Annotated in this window: 12 protein-coding genes; 7 read left to right on the forward strand and 5 right to left on the reverse strand. The window is 36.4% G+C overall.

What is annotated here, in order from left to right; translation table 11 throughout:
* The first annotated feature begins 9 nt into the window (after nucleotides 1-9).
* The 5 genes from aroE to L5B90_RS06995 all read left to right on the forward strand — a co-directional run bounded on the left by aroE (nucleotide 10) and on the right by L5B90_RS06995 (nucleotide 4,772).
* Complete coding sequence (gene aroE, locus L5B90_RS06980) at nucleotides 10-813, forward strand: shikimate dehydrogenase (protein ID WP_265762463.1); 804 nt, start codon at nucleotides 10-12, stop codon at nucleotides 811-813.
* A 339-nt stretch (nucleotides 814-1,152) separates the two neighbouring features.
* Nucleotides 1,153-2,685 (forward strand): sodium-dependent transporter, encoded by a 1,533-nt coding sequence (locus L5B90_RS06985; RefSeq protein ID WP_265762464.1) that lies wholly within the window; start codon nucleotides 1,153-1,155, stop codon nucleotides 2,683-2,685.
* Nucleotides 2,686-2,698: 13 nt separating this feature from the next.
* Nucleotides 2,699-2,770, forward strand: a complete 72-nt coding sequence (locus tag L5B90_RS11630) for a MetS family NSS transporter small subunit (RefSeq protein ID WP_442778769.1) — start codon at nucleotides 2,699-2,701, stop codon at nucleotides 2,768-2,770.
* A 78-nt stretch (nucleotides 2,771-2,848) separates the two neighbouring features.
* Nucleotides 2,849-3,103, forward strand: coding sequence for a helix-turn-helix domain-containing protein (locus L5B90_RS06990; RefSeq protein WP_250351253.1), 255 nt, complete (start codon nucleotides 2,849-2,851; stop codon nucleotides 3,101-3,103).
* A gap of 250 nt (nucleotides 3,104-3,353) precedes the next feature.
* On the forward strand, nucleotides 3,354-4,772 hold the full coding sequence (locus tag L5B90_RS06995; protein WP_265762465.1) for a cytochrome-c peroxidase: 1,419 nt from the start codon (nucleotides 3,354-3,356) through the stop codon (nucleotides 4,770-4,772).
* Nucleotides 4,773-4,837: 65 nt separating this feature from the next.
* On the opposite strand, the gene L5B90_RS07000 is transcribed toward L5B90_RS06995, so the two are convergent.
* The 5 genes from L5B90_RS07000 to glpX form a co-directional block, all read right to left on the reverse strand.
* Entirely contained in the window at nucleotides 4,838-6,496 is a 1,659-nt protein-coding gene (locus L5B90_RS07000) for an amino acid ABC transporter ATP-binding/permease protein (RefSeq protein WP_265762466.1), read from the reverse strand.
* Nucleotides 6,489-8,237 carry an ABC transporter ATP-binding protein/permease gene (locus tag L5B90_RS07005; RefSeq protein WP_265762467.1) on the reverse strand — a complete coding sequence of 583 codons (1,749 nt, stop codon included), beginning with the start codon at nucleotides 8,235-8,237 and terminating at the stop codon, nucleotides 6,489-6,491. Before L5B90_RS07005 ends, L5B90_RS07000 begins: the two co-directional genes overlap by 8 nt.
* A 52-nt stretch (nucleotides 8,238-8,289) precedes the next feature.
* Nucleotides 8,290-10,602: a TonB-dependent hemoglobin/transferrin/lactoferrin family receptor gene (locus L5B90_RS07010; RefSeq protein WP_265762468.1), complete on the reverse strand. Its 2,313-nt coding sequence runs from the start codon at nucleotides 10,600-10,602 to the stop codon at nucleotides 8,290-8,292.
* Between the two features lie 146 nt (nucleotides 10,603-10,748).
* Nucleotides 10,749-13,181, reverse strand: a complete 2,433-nt coding sequence (gene gyrB / locus L5B90_RS07015; RefSeq protein ID WP_250351248.1) for a DNA topoisomerase (ATP-hydrolyzing) subunit B — start codon at nucleotides 13,179-13,181, stop codon at nucleotides 10,749-10,751.
* A 199-nt stretch (nucleotides 13,182-13,380) separates the two neighbouring features.
* The gene (gene glpX, locus L5B90_RS07020) at nucleotides 13,381-14,394 is read right to left on the reverse strand and encodes a class II fructose-bisphosphatase (RefSeq protein WP_250363810.1); all 1,014 of its coding nucleotides are present in this window, start codon (nucleotides 14,392-14,394) and stop codon (nucleotides 13,381-13,383) included.
* Between the two features lie 155 nt (nucleotides 14,395-14,549).
* On the opposite strand from glpX, the gene L5B90_RS07025 reads away from it, so the two are divergent.
* Together L5B90_RS07025 and mioC are read left to right on the forward strand one after the other, a co-directional pair.
* The gene (locus L5B90_RS07025; protein WP_250351246.1) at nucleotides 14,550-14,768 is read left to right on the forward strand and encodes a cell division protein ZapB; all 219 of its coding nucleotides are present in this window, start codon (nucleotides 14,550-14,552) and stop codon (nucleotides 14,766-14,768) included.
* A 60-nt stretch (nucleotides 14,769-14,828) separates the two neighbouring features.
* Nucleotides 14,829-15,272, forward strand: coding sequence for an FMN-binding protein MioC (gene mioC, locus L5B90_RS07030; protein ID WP_250363809.1), 444 nt, complete (start codon nucleotides 14,829-14,831; stop codon nucleotides 15,270-15,272).
* Nucleotides 15,273-15,682 lie beyond the last annotated feature (410 nt).

The following is a 15,682-nucleotide window of genomic DNA, read 5'->3' on the forward strand; positions in this document are numbered from 1 at the left end:
AGGATTTTTATGGATAAATATGCTGTTTGGGGAAATCCCATTGCTCAAAGCAAATCACCACAAATTCACCAAATTTTTGCCCAACAAACTCAGCAAACATTAGACTATGTGGCAATGCTCGGTGATGAACAACACTTTGAACAACAACTCCTCGGCTTTTTTGCTGAAGGGGCAAAAGGTTGCAATATCACTGCCCCATTCAAAGAGCGCGCATTTCAATTGGCGGATCAACATAGTGAACGTTGTTTGCTCGCCACTGCCTGTAATACGCTGAAAAAATTACCCGACGGTACACTTTATGCTGACAACACAGACGGTGCAGGCTTGGTGAGCGATTTACAACACTTAGGCTGGCTCAAACCGCAACAATCAGTACTCATTTTAGGCGCAGGTGGCGCAACCAAAGGCGTACTCTTCCCCCTATTACAAGCAAAACAAAATATTTTGCTGGCTAACCGCACCTTAGCTAAAGCAACGGAATTAGCGGAAAAATTCAACGCCTACGGCAATATTCAAGGTTGTACCCTTACTGATATTCCCGTGCAAAAATTTGATCTTATTATCAATGCCACTTCTTTAGGCTTACAAGGTCAAACCGTAGCCATTGCTCCAACCATTTTGCAACAAGCAGGTGCGGTGTATGATATGCAATACAGCAAAGGCGAAGACACGCCCTTTATTGCTCTTGCTAAACAGCAAGGTGTACAACATTATAGCGATGGCTTTGGAATGCTTGTTGGTCAAGCTGCCCACGCCTTTTATTTATGGCGAGGGGTAATGCCCGACATAACGCCCTTGCTAAAATGCCTTTAATCCGATTAAACCGAATAAAATACCTCGCTAAATAGGCGAGGTTTGTTTTTATGGCGGAAAGATAAAGAAAAGTGCGGTCATTTTTTATAAAATTTTTTGAATTTTTCTACTAGTTTTTTATTCGGCAATATGTTGCCATTTTTAGCACGATTATTTATCAATCCACCCAAATAAGTATATCAAACTAAAAACAAACAGATTTACAAAACAAAAAACTAGTTTAGTTCAAAAATAACGATATAAATATCCAATTTTGCGTATTTTTTGCTATTGACTAAAATTGATATTCCGCTATATTCCTAGCCTTTACATTTCTTTAACGTTTAATCAGGTGGTACTATGACACAGTCAGCAAAACGCGAAACCTTTTCAGGAAGCCGCGCATTTATTCTTGCTGCTATCGGTTCTGCTGTAGGGTTAGGAAACATTTGGCGTTTTCCTTATACTACATACGAAAACGGTGGTGGTGCATTCATCATTCCTTATCTTGTTGCCCTTTTAACTGCGGGTATTCCACTCTTATTCCTTGATTATGCTATTGGACATCGCCATCGTGGTGGTGCGCCGTTATCCTATCGTCGTTTTAACCGCCATTTTGAAACCTTTGGTTGGTGGCAAGTTATGGTGAATGTAATCATCGGGATTTACTATGCCGTAGTATTAGGTTGGGCAGCAAGCTATACCTATTTTTCCTTGAACGCGGCTTGGGGCGATCAACCTATTGACTTTTTCTTGCACGACTTTCTAAAAATGGGTGATATCTCCCAAGGGGTCAGCTTTGAATTTGTAGGGATAGTCGTCGGTCCATTAATTGCCGTTTGGCTTGTTGCCCTTGGTGTCTTAGCGCTTGGGGTGCAAAAAGGGATCGCAAAAACCTCATCAATTTTAATGCCTTTATTAGTAGTGATGTTTATTATTCTTGTTGTTTCCTCGCTATTTTTACCCGGTGCAGCAAAAGGATTAGATGCCCTCTTTACGCCAAATTGGTCAAAACTTTCTGACCCAAGTGTGTGGATTGCGGCCTATGGGCAAATCTTCTTCTCTCTATCAATCTGTTTCGGCATTATGATTACCTATGCCTCTTATTTGAAAAAAGAATCGGATCTAACTGGAAATGGGCTAGTTGTTGGTTTTGCAAACAGTAGTTTTGAACTATTAGCTGGAATTGGGGTATTTGCAGCGCTAGGCTTTATGGCAACCGCATCAGGACAAGAAGTGAGTGAAGTGGCGAAAGGGGGAATTGGTTTAGCCTTTTTTGCTTTCCCGACGATTATCAATAAAGCCCCATTTGGTGAAGTATTAGGGGTATTATTCTTTGCCTCCCTCACCTTTGCTGCATTAACCTCTTTCATTTCTGTTATTGAAGTGATTATTTCTGCTATCCAAGATAAATTGCGTATGCGCAGAGCAAAAGCAACCTTTATTGTTGGTCTGCCAATGATGGTGATTTCAGTGATCTTATTCGGCACAACAACAGGTTTACCAATGCTTGATGTGCTAGATAAATTTGTCAATTACTTTGGTATTGTTGCTGTTGCATTTGTTTCATTAGTCGCCATTGTAACAAATGAAAAATTAGGGCTTTTACAAAAACACTTAAATGCCACCTCTTCCTTTCAGGTTGGTTTTTTCTGGCGTTTATGTATTGTCTTAACTACAGGTATCTTAGCATTTATGCTATTAAGTGAAGGTGCAAAAGTATTTACAAACGGTTACGAAGGCTACCCATCTTGGTTTGTGAATACCTTCGGTTGGGGAATGGCAGTTGCCCTTGTTGTCATTTCATTCCTTCTTTCACGATTAAAATGGAAAGATGAAGAATTATTCAATCTTAAAGAACACGGCAAAGGAGAACAATCAAATGAGCAATAGTGCAATTATTATGATGGTCATCGCTTTAGTCATCATTTGGGGAGGATTACTTTTCTCCATAAAAAGATTACCTAAAGAAAAATAAAAATATACATAGAAAAATAGCCACAAATGATGTGGCTATTTTTAACAATTATTTCACCTCAAACCTAAAATAGGTGCAATGAAAAAATTACGAACCTCAATTCACTCAGAGGAACAACAATTCCTTCGCCAATTATTTATTTCTCAACGAAAATCACTGGGGTTATCACAACGTGCCTTAGCAGAGCGTTTAGGTGTGATCTATTCTTTGATTGGGAAAATTGAGACAGGGGATCGCCGTCTTGATGTTATAGAATTTATGGATTACTGCTTTGCTTTGGAACTTGATCCTAATGCGGTATTGCAACAAATAAAAGCAAAATTTTACTCATAACTAAAGTACGGTTGTTTTTTTGGCTTTTTTATATTCCCACTATTTAGACTAAAAATAATGCAGGGTGTCTATACCATACTTTATTATTTTAATAATCAAACAATTATAAATAACCACACAAAAATTACACCTATTAAATCTATAGAATTTACCAATGAAATTTATTGATTTCTATCAATATTCCTTTCTTAATAATTGTTAATACTGTGCGAGATGTTTCCTAACTTACTATTCTATAAAGGAGAATCTTATGAAACCTCAATCGTGGTTATTTACATTTATTAGTGCAAGTGTCGCCACTTACCTAGGGACGGTGGCATATATCCACCATTTTGATAAACAAGAAACACAACGGCGTTTGCAAGAAAGTCAAACGACTGATCAACAGCAACGTGCCGTTGAAACAGTGTTATATAATAATGGCTGTCAATATTGCCATAGCAGCAACACTAATATGCCATTTTATGCTAAATTACCTATCGCTAGCAGTTTAATGGAAAAAGACATTCAACAAGGACAAGCTCATTTTTTGTTGGATAACATCACAGATTATCTTAATCAACCTCAACGCATTTCTGCCGCAGCGTTAGCTAAACTTGAAAGTGTCATTCAAAATAACGAAATGCCTATTCATTCTTTCAAAATAGTACATTGGGGATCCGGTTTAAATGAACAAGAGAAAACAACCTTGCTTGATTGGATTCATAAAGTTCGTCAAGAATACCAGCTTCCTGCAAATACCTCTGGCACATCAGCCGAACGCTTCGTACAACCTGTACCACAAAATGTGCCAGTTAATCCTGCCAAAGTTGATTTGGGTAATACCCTTTATCATAGTACCTCATTATCAGGTGACGGTACCATTGCTTGTGCCACTTGTCACGGTTTGAATACCGGCGGGGTGGATAATCTTGCCACTTCTACTGGAATTAAAGGGCAGAAAGGAGGAATTAATGCACCTACTGTCTATAACGCAGCTTTCAATATCGTTCAATTCTGGGATGGGCGTGCTGCAAACTTAGCAGAACAAGCAGGAGGACCGCCTTTAAACCCCGTAGAAATGGGTGCAGAAAATTGGCAACAAATTATTAATAATCTCAATAAAGATGAAGCACTCAAACAAGCTTTTGAAAAAATTTACCCTGAAGGCTTTAACGAAAAAACGATTACAGATGCCATTGCAGAATTTGAGAAAACCTTAATTACCCCAAATAGCCCTTTCGATCGCTATTTACAAGGTGATGAAAGTGCCTTAACTGCAACACAGAAAAACGGTTATGCCTTATTCCACCAATATAAATGTGATACCTGTCATACTGGCATCAATTTAGGTGGTCAATCTTATGAACTGATGGGCGTGAAAGCAGATTATTTTGCTGACCGTAATAAACCATTAACAGAAGCCGATGACGGTCGCTTCGCACAAACAAAAAATCCTTATGATAAACACCGTTTTAAAGTACCAACATTACGTAATATTGCGCTTACTGCCCCTTATTTCCACGATGCAAACGCACAAGATTTAACCCAAGCTGTGGAAATGATGTTGAAATATCAACGTGGCGTAAGTTTGTCAAAAGAACAAGTTAGCGATATTGTTGATTTCTTATATAGCCTAACGGGAGAATACCAAGGCAAACCGTTAACAAACGATAATATGAAAAAATAATCTTCAGTTAAATAGCAAAATATAAAATGGGCAATCATTGCCCATTTTATAAAAAGAAACAAAACTTAAGAAATTCGTCCATTTGCAATCTCAATGACTTTATCACAAATAGCCATTGTAGAGGATCGATGGCTCACCAGAATAATCAGTTTGTCTTTTTTGACGTTTAGTAATGAGTGCAAAATTATTGCTTCATTTAGACTATCTAAATTACTTGTTGGCTCATCAAGCAAAATGATTGGCGCATTATGTAAAAAAGCTCGAGCAATACCGATACGTTGTTTTTCACCATCAGATAAACTGCTCCCAAGTTCTGAAACTTTTGTTTCATATCCCTGTGGTAATCCCATAATAAAATCATGAATCGCGGCTTTTTTTGCTGCATTAATGACTTCTTCTCGGCTTGCATTTCGCTTAGCAAGCAAAATATTTTCATAAATACTTTGGTTAAAAATGTAGGTTTGCTGTGTAATATAGGCAATATTATCACGCAATGCCTGAGTATTAAGTGCGGTCAGATTTTTCCCATTAATTTGAATTATGCCTTTTTGAGGATCATAAAACCTCATTATTAATTTTAGTAAGGTGCTTTTTCCACTTCCACTTCGTCCATGAATGCCTAAAATTTGTCCCTTATTTAAACTAAATTCAATATTTGATAATATCACTTCATTTTCATAACAAAATTCAATATTTTCTCCACTTAATTGTTCGATATTATTTAAACCTAGCCCTGTTTTTACTTCCTCTAAATAAGGCTGTTCTGACAATAATGTGAGAACACGTTCTCCACTTGCAAGTGTTTGTAATAAATTGTTTGATAAATTACTTAATGCAATTACAGGCCCATAACTAGACATTAATAAAATAACTGCAATTAATAATTCACTAAAATCTATTTTATGAAGATACCAAAGCAATATTCCGACAAACAAAATGGTAAGATTAAATAAAGATACCGCGATATCAGTATAACAACGTACTTTAGCTTCTTGTTGTTTAATTTTAAAAAAAGCTTGATCAATAGCTTTACTTCGCTGATTTATTGCATTCAATCTTGTAGTAGCTTGGTTAAAAAGTTGAATTTCTTTCATTCCTTGCAAACTATCAAGAAAATAGTCGTTCATTTCCCCTACCAATTCTCGATATTGACGTCCTTCTTCTCTTGCCATTTTAGTGGTTAAAATTGGCAAGATAACACCGATGGTACAATAAGCTAAAAACGCTATTAGCATAAACCAAAGGGAAATATGCCCAAAAATAGACAATAATATACTTGATGTAATCAATGCTATCATAATAGGAGCGATAGTATGGGCATAAAAAACTTCGAGTAACTCAATATCATTGGTAACAAGCGAAAGTAATTGACCCGATTGTTTATTTTGTAACTTAACAAAGGCTAATTTACGTAGCGCACCAAATACCTTATCTCTTAATAAAGCAAGTAATTTAAAAGCTATATAATGCCCTGACATTTGTTCCAAATAACGTAAAATACCTCGTGCCACGGCTAAAACTAAAAGTGCGGTAAGAATTTGGCTTAAATTTAAATAGGTACTGAACCCAATGAGATTTGCTAATCCCATTGCACCAAGCGTCATAATAAAAATTGCGGAAAGAAAACCAAGCACTCCCATAATAATCGTAAAACTCATAATATGCGCTAATGGTATGACCAATTTAACCAGATGCCACATTATAACAAACCCATTTTTATGCATTTTTCTCTCCCTTTCTCACCGCTTCTAATTGTTTTTGTTGGCTAAACATTTGGTGGTACAAACCATTTTTTTCCATTAATTGTTGGTGCTGACCTTGTTCAACGATTTCCCCTTTTTGTAAAACATAAATATGATCCGCTTCTATCGCATTAGCTAAACGATGAGAAATCATAATAATCGTTTTTTTATCCTTTAATTTTTGAATTAGCTGTAAAATAATTTCTTCGCTTTCTATATCAATATTACTGGTCGCCTCATCAAAAATGTATAAATTAGCATTATGCAACAATGCCCTTGCTAGAGCTAATCGCTGAATTTGCCCACCAGATAAATTACTACCACGGCTTAATAATGGCATATCTAAACCACCTTGTTGTTTTACAAATTTATCAAGATTAACTTGTTGTAAATAGTGACAAATTTCCTCATCAGTTGCCTCTGGCTTTGCCATTTGCATATTTTCTCGTAATGACCCTTTAAAAATATAACTACTATGACTTACAAGGCTAATATGTTGATATAATGATGCACGTTTAAGATCAGCAGCATTTTGTTGATTCAATAAAATATCACCTGATTGTTGAGAATAAAATCCCATTAATAAAGACACTAAAGTAGATTTACCACATCCACTCTCACCAACAAAAACGGTTAATTTATTTGCAGGAATAGTTAAATTTAATTTTTTAAATAGTTGTTTTTCATTATTATAAGAAAAATCAAGATTTTTGATTGAGATACTAATTGGATTTTTATCGTTAAAATCCACCGCACTTTGTAAACCTTCAACAGGAAGATCAAGTAAAGCGAAAATTTTATCTGATGCTGCTTTACCATTCATTGCTACGTGAAAAAACGATCCTAATAGACGTAATGGAATAAAAAATTCTGATGAAAGTAAAATAAACAAAATAACACCAAATAGTGTCAAATTCCCTGCTTCAAATTGTAATAATGCAGTTAAAATTCCAATAGCTGCCCCGCCATAAGCGAGTAAATCCATAATAGAAACAGAATTAAGCTGCATTGTCAGGACTTTCATTGTGATTTTACGAAAATGCTCTGCTTCAAGTTCCATTTGCTTCGCTTTATATTCATCATCTTGATAAATTTTTAGGGTAATTAAACCTTGTAAATTATCTAAAAAAGAACTACCTAATCCAACATAAATAGACCAATATTTATGTAATAAACGCTTAGCAATTTTATTCACAATAATAATAGAAAAGGGAATAAGAGGAACGCAGAGTAATAAAATGAATGAAGTAGAAAAATTAAGAAAAACTAAAATACTAAATAAAGTTAAAGGCGCAAGTAAGCTATAAAATAATTGTGGTAAATAACGTCCAAAATAAATTTCAAGCTGTTCTACCCCTTCAGATGCAACTTGGATAATAGAGGACGTTGATTGCTGATTAACTTGACTTAGTGGCATTGAAACCAGCTTTTGATAAATTAATGTTCTTAATTGATGTTTCACTTGTGTACTGGCACGATAGGAAGCGTTTACTGCCATTTTCCCTGCTAATACACGCAAAATTAATGCCAATATTAAAATAACAAAAAAAAATACCGCACTTGTTATTCCTAGCTTTTCTTGCCAGACCCATTGTAAACATAGAGCAAAAACGGTGGCACTAATTATTCCACCAACTAAGGCGACCCAATTCCATAGCACTGCTTTGGCAATCCATTCTTTACTTTCAGAAACGGTATTAATAAGCCTTTTATCAATCATCATAATATGAATATCCTAAAATTGTTATCTAGCTAAGCGCGATAAAGAAAAACGATTAAAAACGAACTTCAATTGATGCACTATAATTTCGCCCTGGTGCATAAAAACGTTCCAACCCTAATCCATCACGATCTACGGTATTCGTTGTACTATTTGCGTTGATCCCTCGCAAGGCATCCCAAGTTTGATAACGACGATTAAATAAATTATATATTCCGGCTCTTAAAGTGATATGTTGATTTATTTTATAATACCCAAATAAATCAAAAACATAGGCTGATTTATTCAAGTATTTATAGGTATCAATTGTTTGATAAAGTTCATCTTTTACGCACATATCTCTGTCATACCAATAATCATATTCCCAGCGTACACAACGCGTTTTATTTTCAAATACTTGAGCATCTTTTGCTTTTTTATTTGCTAAATAGGTTAAGCGACTGAATATTCCCCATTTTCCTTGCGGATGCTCATAATCTATACCAATAACCATTTTCATTGGCTGAATGGAAAGTAAGCTCGCATTATTAGATAAATGTCCTTTACTATATCCCAATGCACCAAATAGCGTTAATCCTTCAGGAGCAGGTAAAAGCTGTGCTAAATTTAATCTTCCTTTAATTTCAATACCATGAATTTTAGCTTTATCTACATTTACCATTTTTTGCATTTGTGATTGAAAAGTACGCCCATAAGCTGTTTCTTCAATAATACTTTCCTGCTCAAATAGAAAATTGCGATAGTGGTTTTGATAGAACATTACATCTAATAATCCTGCTTTCCCTTCACCTTTTGCAAAAAAGGTATGATTTAAACTTTTTTCTGCTTTTAAAGCAGGATTAGACTTCCATTTACCATAAGCATTAGTAAATGTGAAATAGCGTTCTGTGGCAGTGGGTAAACGGTAGCCTGTTGTAAGTAAATAGCCAAATGTCCAATTATCTGTAACTTGGGCATCAATCCCAGCTAAACCGCTCCAATTTGCAAAATGGCTTTTTTGAGGTGCGCCTTCTGCTAAACAAGCCGTGCTACAAGGTGCATTTAAACGTTGTGGGTTATACTTCGTATAATCATAACCAGCACCTAAATGTGCCATAATTTTCGGCGTCCATTGGTCAAAGGTTGGAAACCAAGTAACATTATCTTTTAATGCTAAACGATATTGCTTAGTTTTAATCGGATATTGAATAGTGTAGTGTGAATCTAAACCAAAGCGATTAGTATCATGATTAATATTTTCAAATTGACGTTCACTTGCAGCCATTTTTAGCCCTAGTATATGAGATCCTAAAAAGCTTAAAGGCTCACTTTCAACATAGAAAGAAGCACGTTTAAATGTCGTTTTCATCCGTCTATCAAAAACTTCATCTAACTCTTTTTCGTCTGTTTGCCAATGCCGGCCTCCTTTATAATTTACCGCTGCAAGATCGGTTTTTTGATAATCAACATCAAATTTTGTAAATGCCAGATATTCAGACTGTGGCGTATAAAGATAATAAAGATTAAGATTTAAACGTTTATTTTGATCATCTGCTTCACGCCATTGTCCGCCAAACAATGCATAACTACGTTCATCAGTATAACGATGCCCTTGTTGCCCATTAATACCAATCCCAATTTTATGATGATCATTGAGTTGAATCCCTAATTTGGCAAGATAGCTATGATAACGATGAGTGGAAGGATCAGGATGTTGACTACTTGAAGATTGATCTATCTCGCCACGTCCATTACTTTTTAATTCGTGTCCCGTCCGTTGAGAATATAGTAAAAGGGCATCTACTTGCTGGCCAACATAACCTACCCCAAAGGTTCTTACCCATTCCTTATTTTTACTCGCATAACCTGTACGTAATAATGCACCAAAACGATTCTCAGCTAAAACTAAATCTTGCGGTTCTAATGTTTGGTAATTAACCGTTCCACCTAATGCGCCACTACCAGAATGAAAACTATCAGCGCCTTTAACTATATCAATATTATTTATAAGTTCTGTATCAATGCTTAATCTTGAAGAATTAAAATTACCATATCTGGCATATAGTGTATTTTCTTCACTATCGGGTAAATTCACCCCATCAATACTAATGCCAACGCGGTTACCTTCAACCCCACGCATAGAAAAACCTTTTATAAAACGACCATTATCAACAATGCCAACATCAGGGCTATAACGGACTAAATCTTTTGTATCGCGAATAAGTTCATTTTGAATAATTTTCTCTGTTTTCTTTTCTGTAGTTGGAATTTTATTGGTTGTGTTTTCTGTGGAAATAAGAATTTCATCAAGTGTTTCTTCAGCGTAGGAAAATATAGTACAGCCTAAACAAACGAGTAATACGGATAGTGCGGTCGTTTTTTTATCCATTTTTACCTCCCCCTTTATCTAGTTAATTTAAGGTTAGATTATAGGATAAAAACATATTATTTTAAATAAAAATAATTCTCATTTAAAATAAAGATAACAAAAAAGCCACTCACATTTTTTGTAAGTGGCTTTTTTATTAGAAGGAATTAAATATCTAAGTTAGCTCGTAATGCATTAGATTCAATAAACTCACGACGAGGTTCAACTTCATCACCCATTAAGGTAGTGAAGAGCTGATCAGCTGCCACAGCATCTTTAATGGTAACTTGCAACATTGTACGTGTTTCAGGATCCATTGTGGTTTCCCAAAGCTGCTCTGGATTCATTTCACCTAACCCTTTATAACGTTGTACCATTAAACCGCGACGCGATTCTTTTACTAACCATTCTACCGCTTGTTCAAACGTTGTTACTGGATATTGACGTTCACCGCGTGCGATATAAGCATCAGGCTCAAGCAAACCGTTGAGCTGTGAACCCAATTTCACAATGCGGGCATAATCATTGCCATTGATAAATTGGAAACCAAATACATATTCTGTATCAATGCCGTGAGTACGCACGGTTAGCACAACTTCGTGTAAATGGCGTTCACTATTGAAATGCAGTTTATAACTATAATGATTACCGCTGCTTTCTTTTTCCGTTAAGTTTTCAACCAAAGATTTTGCCCAAAATTCCACCGCACTTTCATTTTGCATTAAAGCGACGGTTAATTCAGGTTGATAAATCAAGGTTTTTAAAACACTTTCTGGATAATGGCGGCTTAAACGCGCAATCATTTTTTGCACGCTGTTATATTCAGACACCAATTTTTCTAATGCCACCCCACTCATTGCGGGAGCATCTTTCGTGGTATATAACGCTGCACCATCTAAAGCAATATTTAATTCATATTGTGCCATTGCTTCATCATCTTTAATGTACTCTTCATTTTTACCTTTTTTCACTTTATAAAGTGGCGGTTGAGCAATATAAATATGACCACGTTCAATTAATTCAGGCATTTGACGATAGAAGAAAGTGAGCAATAAGGTGCTAATATGCGCACCGTCCACATCAGCATCGGTCATTATAATAATACTGTGATAACGCAATTTATCTGGATTATATTCATCACGCCCAATTCCACAGCCAAGCGCAGTAATTAATGTTCCCACTTCTTGGGAAGAAAGCATTTTATCAAAACGGGCTTTTTCTACATTTAGGATTTTCCCTTTTAATGGCAAAATTGCTTGATTTTTACGATTACGCCCTTGTTTTGCTGACCCTCCTGCAGAATCCCCCTCCACAAGGTAGAGTTCAGATAAAGCAGGATCACGTTCTTGGCAATCTGCTAACTTACCGGGTAACCCTGCAATATCCAATGCCCCTTTACGACGTGTCATTTCCCGGGCTTTGCGTGCGGCTTCGCGGGCGCGCGCTGCATCAATAATTTTACTTGCAATCATTTTGGCGTCATTTGGATTTTCTTCCAAATATTCTTGCAAGCGCTCATTCATGGCGGATTCCACCGCCCCTTTTACTTCGGAAGAAACCAATTTATCTTTAGTTTGTGAAGAGAATTTTGGATCAGGTACTTTCACTGAAATAATCGCGACGAGCCCTTCACGTGCATCATCACCTGAGGTTTCCACTTTATCGTTCTTGCCTTTTTTATTCAGCCCTGATTTTTCCATATAAGCATTTAAGGTTCGCGTTAAAGCGGCACGGAAACCAGCTAAGTGAGTTCCTCCATCACGTTGTGGAATATTGTTGGTGAAGCAATGAATATTTTCCGATTGATAGCCTTCATTCCACTGCAAAGCAACTTCAACACCAATATCATCTTTTTCTGTGGAAAAATAAAATGGTTTTTGATGAATTGGATTTTTATTTTTGTTTAAATATTCCACAAAGGCTTGGATTCCGCCTTCATAATGAAAGTGATCCTGTTTATCATCACGTTCATCAATTAAACGAATGGATACCCCTGAATTTAAAAAAGAAAGCTCACGCAAGCGTTTAGCCAAAATGTCATATTCAAATTCAATATTGGTGAAAATGCTTGGACTTGGCCAAAAACGCACCGTCGTTCCCGTTTGGCTAGTTTCACCAATAATGGTTAAAGGCGCTTGCGGATCACCTAAATGATAGAATTGTTCGTGAACATTGCCTTGACGACGAATGGTGAGCTGTAATTTATCAGATAGCGCATTAACTACGGACACACCCACACCATGCAATCCACCAGACACTTTATAAGAATTATCATCAAATTTTCCGCCTGCGTGCAATACTGTCATAATCACTTCTGCGGCAGATACCCCTTCTTCAGGGTGAATATCCACTGGAATACCACGACCATCATCTTGCACTGAAACAGAATTATCAGAATGAATAGTCACAATAATATCAGAACAATAGCCCGCCAATGCTTCATCAATGGCATTATCTACAACTTCAAAAACCATATGATGTAACCCTGTTCCGTCATCGGTATCACCAATATACATACCGGGGCGTTTACGCACTGCATCAAGGCCTTTTAATACTTTGATACTACTTGCACCATAATTTTCTGGGACATTATTCGACATAACAATTCTCTGTTTTTATTGATAAAAAATTGGGCAGATTATAGCAAATTTTTAGGCTTTTGGCTAATTTCGCAAAAATCTCAGGCAGGTAAATAATAAATTGAAAAATAATGAAAAAAAGCACCGCACTTTAATTTGCAGAAAACCCCATTAGGCGGAGAACTTCCGCCTAGATGAGCATAAAACAAATAAAACGCGGTTAGGCATCAATTAAACGATAAAGTGCGGTGTCTTTTCTATCTAAATAATGCACAGATTGAATACGACGAATGGTACGTGAACGGCCACGAATCAGTAAGGTTTCCGTTGTCGCTAAATTACCGCGACGATGAATACCTTTAAGCAAATCACCATTAGTAATACCTGTGGCAGAAAAAACAAGATTATCATCACGCACTAACTCTTCTAATTTCAGCACTTGATTCACTTCAATGCCCATTTCTTGGCAACGGCGAATTTCATCTGCCGCAATGGATTGATTTTCTGGCGAACTGCCTTTTACTTGATGACGAGGAATTAAACGCGCTTGCATTTCTCCCCCTAAGGCACGAATAGCTGCCGCAGCCACCACGCCTTCAGGCGCGCCGCCAATGCCATATAGCATATCTGCACCACCATCAGGCAAACAGCATAAAATTGATGCGGCAACATCACCATCTGGAATCGCCAAGACTTTCACTCCGAGTAGCTGCATTTTTTTAATGACTTCAGTGTGGCGCGGTTTATCTAGGGTAATCACCGTTAATTGAGAAAGTAATTTTCCCATTTTTGATGCTACACGGCGCAAGTTTTGTTCCAATGGTAAGTTTAAATCAATCATTCCTTTTGCTTCAGGACCTACGACCAATTTTTCCATATACATATCAGGCGCTCGTAAAAAGGTCTCTTTTCCCCCTGCGGCTAACACAGAAAGTGCATTTGGTTGCCCCATTGCCGTCATTCTTGTCCCTTCAATAGGATCAACAGCAATAGAAACCTCTTCGCCGGTTCCTGTACCAATTTTCTCACCAATATAGAGCATCGGCGCTTCATCAATTTCGCCTTCGCCAATCACCACTTCACCACGCATTTCAATTTGATTTAACATCAATCGCATTGCTTGCACAGCGGCATCATCGGCGGCATTTTTATCCCCACGCCCCAACCAAGCAAAACCAGCAAGCGCAGCAGCTTCGGTAACTCGAGAAAATTCAATGGCTAATGCTCTATTCATTTTTTGATCCTTTGGTTGCTTAAAAATCGGCGTATTCTATCATTTCTGCAAACGATTGCGTTATAAAAAGATAAATTTTTTTGCGAAATCAATAAACTCAGGTAGAATAAGCATACATCTATGTTCATTAACCATTTTTTTAAAAGGAATCCACTATGTCGTTAGAAATTTTAGACCAACTTGAAACAAAAATTAAACAAGCCGTTGAAACGATTGAATTACTTCAATTAGAAGTTGAAGAATTAAAAGAAAAAAATAATCAAGCGCAACAACAAAACGAAACATTACGCAATGAAAATGAACAACTCAAGAGTGAACATGAAAACTGGCAAGAACGTTTGCGTTCTTTGTTAGGTCGTATTGATAACGTTTAATTTTATTAATAAAAATAGAGGCTTAGGTGATTATCTAAGCCTTATTTTTTAGGAGTAAAAATGAATAATAAAGTATGCTTAATTAGCGGTAGTACATTAGGTGGCGCAGAATATGTCGCAGAACATCTACAACAAGTATTAGAAACACAACAAATTTGTACCGCACTTTTTCACGGGCCTCATTTTGCCGAGGTGGCCAATGAACCCCTTTGGCTTATTGTAACCTCAACTCACGGAGCGGGAGAATTACCCGATAATTTGAAACCATTATTTGATGAAATTAAGCTACGAAAGCCAGATTTATCCCATTTGCGCTTTGCGGTGATCGGGTTAGGAAATTCCGATTATGATACTTTCTGTAATGCGGTAAACATTGTACAAGACCATTTAACTGAACAAAGTGCGCAACAAATTTGTGATCCTTTAACAATTGATGTTCTTGCTGTGGACGATCAAGAACAATATGCCGAAGATTGGATCCCGACTTTTTTATCTCATCTTTAACCTTAGATCTGATGATCATTTCATCAGATCGCTTCCTTGCTTTTTATGATCTCTTTAAATTTCATCTGTGGATAACTAAGAAGAAACTTGTCTAAATATTGTATTTACTCTGTAAATAAAAATACCTTAACGATTATCTGTGGATAACTTTTGCTTTTACTCACAAGATATACAGCAAGATCAAGCGGTGATCTAAACAGTTTTAAAAAGGATCTAACTCCTTTATTTTTAAATAAATTTTCCCCTTATTCACAAAGATCATCGATCCTAATAATTATCATAATAAGATCTTTATATATAAAAAGAGATCTTATATTTATAAGCAACGATCATTTTTCTTGATCCTTTGATCTTGTAAACAAAATTCACGGGATCTTCAATCTTCGATTTAAGCAATGATCAATTTGATG

The sequence above is a fragment of the Avibacterium sp. 20-129 genome, assembly GCF_026226845.1.
Classification (GTDB): domain Bacteria; phylum Pseudomonadota; class Gammaproteobacteria; order Enterobacterales; family Pasteurellaceae; genus Avibacterium.

What these genes read in the sequence shown, in the direction of transcription:
- aroE (WP_265762463.1), top strand. Translation starts at nt 10, where the DNA reads ATGGATAAATATGCTGTTTGGGGAAATCCCATTGCTCAAAGCAAATCA.
- L5B90_RS06985 (WP_265762464.1), top strand. Translation starts at nt 1,153, where the DNA reads ATGACACAGTCAGCAAAACGCGAAACCTTTTCAGGAAGCCGCGCATTT.
- L5B90_RS06990 (WP_250351253.1), top strand. Translation starts at nt 2,849, where the DNA reads ATGAAAAAATTACGAACCTCAATTCACTCAGAGGAACAACAATTCCTT.
- L5B90_RS06995 (WP_265762465.1), top strand. Translation starts at nt 3,354, where the DNA reads ATGAAACCTCAATCGTGGTTATTTACATTTATTAGTGCAAGTGTCGCC.
- L5B90_RS07000 (WP_265762466.1), bottom strand. Translation starts at nt 6,496, where the DNA reads ATGCATAAAAATGGGTTTGTTATAATGTGGCATCTGGTTAAATTGGTC.
- L5B90_RS07005 (WP_265762467.1), bottom strand. Translation starts at nt 8,237, where the DNA reads ATGATGATTGATAAAAGGCTTATTAATACCGTTTCTGAAAGTAAAGAA.
- L5B90_RS07010 (WP_265762468.1), bottom strand. Translation starts at nt 10,602, where the DNA reads ATGGATAAAAAAACGACCGCACTATCCGTATTACTCGTTTGTTTAGGC.
- gyrB (WP_250351248.1), bottom strand. Translation starts at nt 13,181, where the DNA reads ATGTCGAATAATGTCCCAGAAAATTATGGTGCAAGTAGTATCAAAGTA.
- glpX (WP_250363810.1), bottom strand. Translation starts at nt 14,394, where the DNA reads ATGAATAGAGCATTAGCCATTGAATTTTCTCGAGTTACCGAAGCTGCT.
- L5B90_RS07025 (WP_250351246.1), top strand. Translation starts at nt 14,550, where the DNA reads ATGTCGTTAGAAATTTTAGACCAACTTGAAACAAAAATTAAACAAGCC.
- mioC (WP_250363809.1), top strand. Translation starts at nt 14,829, where the DNA reads ATGAATAATAAAGTATGCTTAATTAGCGGTAGTACATTAGGTGGCGCA.